We start from the raw sequence: 6,209 nt of genomic DNA, 5'->3' as shown, positions 1-6,209 counted from the left end.
TGGAACCTCCAGACGTTCAAATGTGGCTCTACCAGTCCACACCCCGCACCAGATTGCGGAACAGACCGTGGACCGGCAACCCACGAACCTCTTTGAACCCGGGGTTCCAGTCCTACGTCAGGCGATCACCACACTTCATATCGTCTAGCCAGCGAGTTCTTGCAGGCCGCCCCGGGGGAGGTGGATCCAGCCCTCGGTCAGGGCGGCGGCGGAATGTCCGCTTACGGGGCGCAGTGTCCTGCCCAGGGCCACTGCCCGCCCGGTCAGGGAGGCGATGACGGCGTCAAACATGTCATCGGAGGCGGCCAGCCGGTCATCGTGTCCGGCCAGGTCCAGCCACGGCGCGGCGGCCGACAGCGCGTCCAGGGCCACTGCCAGCCGTTCCGTTTCCGGTGCGCCCCGCCCCTTGTAGCCGCGGGTCGGCAGGCCCCACAATTTCAGCGACGCGGCCGGGTACACCTCGGCCAGCCGGCCGCTGCCGTCCCGGGCCTGCGGCCCGTAGTCCTGGGCGATCTTTGCCTGGATGACGGCGCAACGCATCGCCGGGTGGGCCAGCCGGTCCGCGGAGACGCTGAGCGGGATCAGGCCCGTTTGAGCGGTGACGAATCTGTCGGTGTCCCGGTAGGCCAGCAGCCGGCGGCCTTCGATCCCGTCATAATCCAGCACCGGATGGGCGTCGAAGTACAGGTGCCCGGCGATAAAGGGAAGAAACGCGTCCGGCCAGCCCAAGGGGCAATCAATCCCGGTCATGTCGCTGGTGCCGAAGAGGCGAACGATCTCCTCGTCGCCCACGCCCAGGGACAGCTGCGCCAGGCGTGCCGCGCCGTCGGCCCACTCGATGACGGCCACCGCCGTCTTCTTCGTGGCAGCAGCGAGGTCGACGCCGAGGGTCCTCACCGTTGCACCCGCCCACAATCAAAAAACGCGGGGTCACTCCCCGCCCGTTCCGGAGGTCCGGATGGGCGGTAAGTGACCCCGCGTTGGAGTGCAGGAACAGTCAGTGACCGGCCGCCGGCACGTAGCGCTTGATGGAAGCAGCCAGTTCGGCTTCGGCTGCGGCGCGGTCGCCCCAGCCCTCGGCCTTGACCCACTTGCCCGGCTCCAGGTCCTTGTAGCGGGTAAAGAAGTGCTCGATTTCCTTGATCAGGAACTCGCTGACATCGCTGATCTCGTTGATGTGGTCGAACCGGGCATCGGTCGGGACGCACAGGACCTTGGCGTCGCCGCCGCCGTCGTCGGTCATGTTGAAAACGCCGATCGGGCGGGACTCGACGATCACGCCGGGGTAGAGGTCGAAGTCCTGCAGGAGCACCAGTGCGTCCAGCGGATCCCCATCCTCACCCAGGGTGTTCTCGAAGAAACCGTAGTGGGTGGGGTACTGCATCGACGTGAACAGGACGCGGTCCAGGCGGACACGGCCGGTCTCGTGGTCGACTTCGTACTTGACGCGCGATCCCTTGGGGATCTCGATGGTCACGTCATGCTTCATGGAATGCTCCTTGACAAATTCAGGGGTGCGCGGCACGTGCATAAAGGCTGTCGGTGCCGCCGACTACTATTGAGGATATAGCGAGAGGCGCTGGTTTCAGGAACTAGTGGGGACATTTCAGGACTAAGGATCAGCAGCAGCATGAAACCGAGAACCAGCGGCGAGGGCCCCGAACAGGCACCCGGCAGGCCTCACGGGATCCCGGCACTGCTGCTCCAGACCCTCCTGGTGGTGGCCGTGGCACTGCCAGCCGGCATCGCCATCGCCCCGGCATTCCTCGGGCCGGAACGGCCCTCCGAAGCCGCGCCGACAGCACTAGCGTGGCAGCAGATTCCCGCTACGCTGAGCGTCCCCGGCGGCAGCGGCGGCGGAATCGGGCCCCTCAGCGGCACCGCGCCCCTCCCCACCGGCGCCGCCCTCGCGGCGCGGCTCAATGGAACCCTTAAGCCCGACGGCGCCGGCACCTTCACCGGGATCGTCCAGGACGCCACCACCGGCCAGGTGCTCTTTGAACGCGGGGCAGACAAGGCCCGCATTCCGGCGTCGAACATGAAGCTCCTCACAGCGGGCGCGGCCCTGCGCGTCCTGGGCCCGGACCGCCGCTTCAGCACCCGTGTGCTGGCAGGGCCCACCCCCGGCTCGGTGGTCCTCACAGGCGGGGGCGACGTCCTCCTGGGCGCCGGAACATCCGCCCCCGGAGCCGTTCTAGGCCGCGCCGGGCTCGCCACGCTCGCCGAGGCCACGGCCGCTGCCCTCAAGGCCGGCGGCGTGACCGGCACCGTGAGCGTCCTGCTGGATGACTCCCTCTTCAGTGGCCCGTCGCTCAGCCAGGTGTGGAGCCCCGAGGACGTCGCCGCGGGGGAGATGGCTCCGCTGTACCCGCTGGCACTGAACTCCGCCAGGTTCGATCCCGCCAAGACCACCGGACCGCGCCCGCAGGACGCCGCCATGACCGCCGCCACGGCGTTCGCAGCCCGGCTCAAGGCGGCCGCGGCGGACAATGGACTGTCCGTGGCCCCCGGGGTCGCCCGGATCAAGCCCGCCAATGCACCCGACAGCGCACACGCCAAGGTCCTGGCCGAGGTGCAGTCCGCCACGGTGGGGCAGCAGGTGGACTTTATGCTGCAGACCTCGGACAACTACCTCGCCGAGGTGATGGGTCGGATGACGGCCCTCGGCGCCGGCCGGCCAGGCAGCAGCGACGAGGCCATTACCGCCGTGCTGGCGCAGGTCAAGGACATGGGCGTTCCCACTGACGGGCTCCGGGCCGCGGATGTCTCCGGCCTGGCCCTGGCCAACCGGGTCTCGGCCCGGCAGCTCACGGACGTGGTCCGGACCATGACCTCGGGGACGGACGCCCGGCTGCGCGCGGCCCTGACCGGGTTCCCGGTCGCCGGGCTCACCGGAACGCTGGGGGACCGGTACGCGGATGCGGGTTCGGCATCGGGCGCCGGGCTGGTCCGCGCCAAGACGGGCACGCTGAACACGGTCATTGCGCTCAGTGGTTACGTCGTCGACGCCGACGGCCGGCTTCTGGTCTTTTCCTTCGTCGGCAACGGACTGACCCCCGGCGCCGCGAACAAGGCCGCGCTGGACCGTTCCGCCGCCGTCCTCGCCGGCTGCGGCTGCCGCTGACGGGTCGGCCCGTCTGGAACCCATGCCCGCCTGGAATCCGGTGTCCGCTAGGCCCGATGCCACTTGGGACGTGGGACCGGCCGGTTCGCCGGTCAGCGAAAATTAAGGCGGATTGTCGGGCCCCTGTGTTCTGATGGATCACATGGAGCCCTCTGCACGCGAGACATCAAGCCATCCATCACCAAAGACTCCGAGTGGGACAACAAGTGAGGCATCGGTCCAGGCCCAAGGTCTCATCAACTGGGAGCTCGCCGCGTCCACCGCAGCCCGCCTGACACCGGCCGGCCCTGTCCTGGGCGCTGCCGAGATCGGCGCCGCCGTCGAAAACCTGCGGCTCATGGCGGATATCTCCGTGCCGCACGTCCACCACATCACCGGCCTTGACGCAGCACGGGACCTGCGCGACTCCGAGGTCCTGGTGGTGGACAGGGCCTCATGGGCCAAGGCCAACACGCAGAGCTTCGCCGTCATGCTTCGGCCGGCCATGGAAAAGCTGCTGGAGGGCCGCGGATCCCTCAGCCCCGGAGCCGCAGGCGTCAGCGCGGCCATCACCGGCAGCCAGCTCGGCGCCATCCTGGCCTTCCTTTCCAGCAAGGTCCTGGGCCAGTACGATCCCTTCTCCGCGTTGGCCGAGAACTCCACCGCCCCCGCGTCCGGCCGTCTGCTGCTCGTAGCGCCGAACATCATCTCCGTGGAACGCGAATTGAACGTCGAGCCCGCGGACTTCCGGCTCTGGGTCTGCCTCCACGAACAGACCCACCGGGTGCAGTTCGCCGCGGCCCCGTGGCTGCGGCACCACATGCTCCAGGAGATCGAAAACCTCAGCGGGCTGCTGCTGGGCAACGTCGATTCATTGATGGAACGGGCCTCCGCGGCCGCGAAGTCGCTGAAGGACCGCGCGGCCCCCGGTGCCGCGCCCGGACGCGGCGCCATCCTGGATCTGCTCCAGAACCCGGAGGAAAAGGCGGCCCTGTCCCGCCTGACGGCCCTGATGAGCCTGCTCGAGGGGCACGCCAACGTGGTCATGGACGCCGTGGACGCCAGCATTGTCCCGTCGGTGAAGACCATCCGGCAGCGTTTCAACGCCCGCGGCCAGGACCGCGGCGTGATCGAGAAATTCATCCGCAACCTGCTTGGCCTCGACGCCAAGATGCGCCAGTACAGCGACGGCGCCAAGTTCGTGCGGGAAGTGGTGGACGCCGCCGGCATGGCAGGCTTCAACAGGGTCTGGGAGTCCGCCCAGAACCTTCCCAGCGAACCAGAGATCCACGACTCCAAGCTCTGGCTCGACCGGATGGGCCTCTAGCAGCCATGACTGCCCGTAACGCCGGTTCCACTTCGGTTTCCAGCGGACGACGCCGGCCCGGCCGCCTCGCGCCGGTGGTCGGCACGGCGCGGAAAATGCTGCAGGACGCCCTGGCCGGGGCCGGCTACCCGGACCGCGTCCTGGTCGCCTGCAGCGGCGGGCCGGACTCGCTGGCCCTCGCCGCCGTCGCCGCCTACTTCTGCCGCCGCGGCCACGTGGACGGCCACCCAGTGTCCGTCGGCGCCGTCGTCGTGGACCACCAGCTGCAGCCGGGCTCGGCCGGGGTCGCCGCAACCACCGCCCGGACCCTGGAGGAGCTCGGGCTCTCGCCCGTGCAGATCAGGACTGTCGACGTCGCCTCCACCGGAGCAGGCCCCGAGGCGGCTGCCCGGGACGCCCGCCATGCGGCCCTCGAGGCCGCCGCGGACGAGGCAGGTGCAGCCGCGATCCTGCTCGGCCACACCCTCGATGACCAAGCCGAGCAAGTGCTGCTGGGCCTGGCGCGGGGGTCGGGCACCCGGTCGCTCGCCGGGATGCGACCCTCCCGTGGCCGGCTGCTGCGCCCGTTCCTGGGCCTGCGTCGCGCGGATACCCTGGAGATCTGCCGGGTGGAGGCCCTGGAACCCTGGCACGACCCGTCCAACACGGACCCGGTGTACGCGCGTTCCCGGACGCGGGTTGAAGTGCTTCCCCTGCTTGAGGACAAGCTCGGCCCCGGCGTGGCCGAGTCCCTCGCCCGCACGGCCGCGATCCTGCAGTTGGACGCCGACTACCTGGAGGAGGTGGCGAATGACACCTTCGAGACGCTGCGCGAGCAGACCGGACACGAGATCAGCCTCCCTGAGGCCGAACTGCGCGGCCTTGCCCCGGCCGTGAGGTTCCGCGTGATCGCCAAGGCCGCCGCCGCCGTCGGAGGTCAGCAGCCCAGCTACCAGCGCCTGCTCGCGGCCGAAGCACTGCTGCGCCGGCAGGGATCGGCCGGCCCGGTGGAGCTTCCCGGTGCGGTCAGTGTCTACCGGCTCTCGCTCGCGCAGCTCCTTGCTGCGGAGCCGACCGCCGCCGCCGGTGTTCCCCGCGAAGCCGCCCGCTGTGGGAAGCTTGTATTCCGGCCTCAACAGCCGCCCCGAAATTAGTCGCACCCCGCATCTACACAGGAGCCATTGGTGGATTCAAACGACGTCCAGGCAGACCTCAAACACGTTCTCTACACCAAGGAACAGATCCAGCAACGGATCACCGAACTCGCGGCGCAGATTGACGAGGACTACGCGGGCCGCGACCTCCTGATCGTCGGCGTGCTCAAGGGCGCCGTCATGGTCATGGCGGACCTGGCCCGTGCATTGCACAGCCACGTCTCCATGGACTGGATGGCGGTCTCCTCGTACGGCTCCGGCACGCAGTCCTCAGGCGTGGTCCGCATCCTGAAGGACCTCGACACCGACCTCATGGGCAAGGATGTCCTGATCGTCGAGGACATCATCGATTCCGGCCTCACGCTGTCCTGGCTCAAGACGAACCTGGAATCCCGCGGCACGGCGTCGGTGGAAATCTGCACCGCCTTCCGCAAGCCCACGGCCGCCAAGGTCAAGATCGACGTCAAGTACGTCGGCTACGACATTCCCAACGAATTCGTCGTAGGCTACGGCCTGGACTACGCCGAGAAGTACCGCAACCTGGACTTCGTCGGCACCCTGGCCCCCCACGTCTACGAGTAAATCGTTCACGCAGCGGCACCCCCCGCCCGGGACCCGGGCGCCGGGGAGGCCCTGCCGCGCTACG

At 68.9% G+C, this 6,209-nt stretch carries 6 protein-coding genes; 4 read left to right on the top strand and 2 right to left on the bottom strand.

The annotated features are described in order from the left end of the window. Positions 1-144 precede the first annotated feature (144 nt). Together AC1DKQ_RS11065 and AC1DKQ_RS11060 are read right to left on the bottom strand one after the other, a co-directional pair. Positions 145-897, bottom strand: a complete 753-nt coding sequence (locus AC1DKQ_RS11065; protein WP_476919008.1) for a DUF429 domain-containing protein — start codon at positions 895-897, stop codon at positions 145-147. 100 nt (positions 898-997) lie between these two features. After that, positions 998-1,489, bottom strand: a complete 492-nt coding sequence (locus AC1DKQ_RS11060; RefSeq protein WP_476884239.1) for an inorganic diphosphatase — start codon at positions 1,487-1,489, stop codon at positions 998-1,000. 141 nt (positions 1,490-1,630) lie between these two features. On the opposite strand from AC1DKQ_RS11060, the gene dacB reads away from it, so the two are divergent. The 4 genes from dacB to hpt all read left to right on the top strand — a co-directional run bounded on the left by dacB (position 1,631) and on the right by hpt (position 6,145). Beyond that, a complete protein-coding gene (gene dacB, locus AC1DKQ_RS11055; protein ID WP_476919007.1) occupies positions 1,631-3,124 on the top strand; it encodes a D-alanyl-D-alanine carboxypeptidase/D-alanyl-D-alanine endopeptidase in 1,494 nt (497 codons plus the stop codon). 142 nt (positions 3,125-3,266) lie between these two features. After that, positions 3,267-4,430 (top strand): zinc-dependent metalloprotease, encoded by a 1,164-nt coding sequence (locus AC1DKQ_RS11050; RefSeq protein ID WP_476919006.1) that lies wholly within the window; start codon positions 3,267-3,269, stop codon positions 4,428-4,430. A 95-nt stretch (positions 4,431-4,525) separates the two neighbouring features. Beyond that, positions 4,526-5,563 carry a tRNA lysidine(34) synthetase TilS gene (gene tilS, locus AC1DKQ_RS11045; protein ID WP_476919015.1) on the top strand — a complete coding sequence of 346 codons (1,038 nt, stop codon included), beginning with the start codon at positions 4,526-4,528 and terminating at the stop codon, positions 5,561-5,563. A 30-nt stretch (positions 5,564-5,593) separates the two neighbouring features. Next, complete coding sequence (hpt, locus tag AC1DKQ_RS11040; RefSeq protein WP_277525279.1) at positions 5,594-6,145, top strand: hypoxanthine phosphoribosyltransferase; 552 nt, start codon at positions 5,594-5,596, stop codon at positions 6,143-6,145. Positions 6,146-6,209 lie beyond the last annotated feature (64 nt).

The sequence above is a fragment of the Arthrobacter sp. 05L421 genome (assembly GCF_056397785.1).
This window is presented reverse-complemented; position numbering and strand designations above follow the sequence as displayed.